This window comes from Methanospirillum sp., assembly GCF_035560735.1.
GTDB lineage: Archaea > Halobacteriota > Methanomicrobia > Methanomicrobiales > Methanospirillaceae > Methanospirillum.
In genome coordinates this window covers 1-2364 of the sequence record NZ_DATMYY010000344.1, presented here as the reverse complement: position 1 = coordinate 2364, position 2364 = coordinate 1, and the positions used below count along the sequence as shown (strand labels likewise).

Here is a 2364-nt window from a genome sequence, read left to right as displayed (position 1 = left end):
GATAAAGACAGAACACAAAATTTTTATTGTTTTCCGGATATCTTATTTGAGGTCATAATTATGGCAGATTTACCAATTGCAGCAGTAACGAGAATAGCAAAAGCAAGTGGAGCAGAAAGAGTAGGCAGTGATGCAGCAGAACTACTCGTATCATTAACCGAAACCTACATTGGAAAGGTTGCTCAGGAGGCTAACAAATTAGCCGCTCATGCAGGTCGAAAGACAATTAAGGCCGAAGATGTTGAGATGGCCATATCAGGCATCTAATTTTTTTATCCCATTATAGGATCAGAGATCCCGGCCCGGACAATATCTGAAAGGTTATGTGCAGTCAGATCCTGTATCCTGAAATATCTTCCATGAGTATGTTCAGCAATGATTCTGCAAAACCCTAGTTGAATTCCAAGTCCGCTATTCTGCTCTTCTGTATCAATAATGAGTGATTGTATCCCTGCTTTTGCCATATCTTCTGATACATCAATAATTTCAGACTTAATTGATCCCTGGACACTTACATTTGCTCTGCCGTCTGATATCAGAATAAGAGTGGGAACCAGTGAGGGATATTTGAGTTTCTCATTCATCAAAACCTGGAATGCTTTTAACAATCCTGATGCCAGTGGAGTTCTCCCACCGGTTGGAAGTTCACAAAGCCGTGAATATGCAAGATCGATGCTTGATGAGAGAGGGAGGATGAGATCTGCCTGCATTCCTTTAAAGGCGATGAGTCCTACCCGGTCCCTGTTCTGATATGAATCTTCAAGAAGTGAAAAGATGGCACCTTTTGCTGCCTCCATTCGCATCCGGGCTCCCATGGATCCGGATGCATCTACCACGAAGAGGCATGCCGTAGCTGTTTTTCCCACCCGGAATTTCTTTAAGAGTTCATCCTTTCTGATGACCACAGCCATTTTTTCTGTTTTCCTGTCATGCTGCAGGTGAGCAACAGATCGAATTGTTGCATCAAAAGCAATGTCTGTGCTTTGTGGAGTACTGAAGGCTTTAACGTACTTTCCTCTTGGATCAGGACCTGATGTTTCAAATCGCCTGCCCTGTGCGTAACGCTCCTCTATCTTCAACACACCAGGAGGTATCACCTGCTTTGCGTCTATCGGCGATCCGATAGCGTGAACAGTACTATTTGCATCATCAGAAGAAGGGGACGTTGACTGTTTATCCGAGGGTTGGTCTGACTGTCCGGATGGAGATTGTAATGAGCCCTGATTCTCTAAAGATTTATTTTCTTCTTTAGGTTGATCCTGTGGTTTATCTGGCCCATTCATCAGATCATCCAGACGATCATGATCGATCTTTGGTTCTTCAAATGGTCTTTTCCGCATCCTGTGTGGGAGAGCAAGTTCAATTGCTTCTTTCAAATCCGTTGAGTTCACTGTCTCATGACCTTCAAATGCAGCGATGGTCCGTGCTGTTCTGACAATGGTTATCTCTGCACGATGTGTCTTTACACCCAATTCAATGCATATTTCAACTGCTTTTCTGATGAGATCATCCGGAATAAGGACCCGTTTAAGCAGATCTTTTGCTTCTAAAATCTTTTGTGCCAGTTTATTTTGAAGAGGCTGATATTTCTCACTAAACCCCCATGGGTCAGCAAGATACTCTTCAGCAGTTCGGACAATTGCAATTCTATCATTGGGATTGTCGAGAGTTTCTACTGTCACCTGAAGTCCGAATCTGTCCAGAAGCTGTGGGCGTAGTTCCCCTTCTTCTGGGTTCATGGTGCCAATAAGGATAAACCGTGCCGGATGAGAAAATGAAATTCCTTCTCTTTCTACTGTATTTACACCCATCGCAGCTGCATCGAGAAGAAGATCAACAACATGATCATCCAGCAGGTTTACTTCGTCGATATACAGTATTCCCCTGTTTGCATCTGCAAGAATCCCTGGTTCAAGGGATTTAATCCCCTCTTTAAGAGCTGACTCAATATCGATAGTCCCAACTACCCGATCCTCTGTTGCACCTACCGGGAGATTGACAACCTTTACCTGTCTCCGAATTTCAGTGGGAAGGAGATGTGCTTCCTGTTTTGCCTGACAAAGTTCGCATAGTTCATCTGGAGCATCTGGATCACATGAGAACGGACATCCTAATATCACCTGTATGGAAGGTAATATTTCGGAAAGTGCCCTGACAGCGGATGATTTTGCAGTTCCTTTCTCTCCCCTGATGAGAACTCCTCCTATTGAAGGATTAATAGCATTGAGAATGAGGGCTCTTTTCATCTGGTTTTGGCCAACAATCGCCGTAAATGGCAAGAGAGGTTTTTTAAGATGTTGAGGCATTTGAAATTTTCACCGCGATTATTCTGAATAATTTTTTACAATGATCCTCGTAGTAATC

The 2364-nt window shown here is 43.4% G+C and carries 2 protein-coding genes; one reads left to right on the top strand and one right to left on the bottom strand.

Annotation, left to right across the window (positions count from 1 at the left end):
* The first annotated feature begins 60 nt into the window (after positions 1–60).
* A complete protein-coding gene (locus VN429_RS10285) occupies positions 61–267 on the top strand; it encodes a histone family protein (RefSeq protein WP_325632949.1) in 207 nt (68 codons plus the stop codon).
* 5 nt (positions 268–272) lie between these two features.
* On the opposite strand, the gene VN429_RS10280 is transcribed toward VN429_RS10285, so the two are convergent.
* Positions 273–2306, bottom strand: coding sequence for a magnesium chelatase subunit D family protein (locus tag VN429_RS10280; RefSeq protein ID WP_325632947.1), 2034 nt, complete (start codon positions 2304–2306; stop codon positions 273–275).
* Between the last annotated feature and the right edge of the window lie 58 nt (positions 2307–2364).

Coding starts and splice junctions, on each gene's coding strand:
- VN429_RS10285 (WP_325632949.1), top strand. CDS start 61: ATGGCAGATTTACCAATTGCAGCAGTAACGAGAATAGCAAAAGCAAGT.
- VN429_RS10280 (WP_325632947.1), bottom strand. CDS start 2,306: ATGCCTCAACATCTTAAAAAACCTCTCTTGCCATTTACGGCGATTGTT.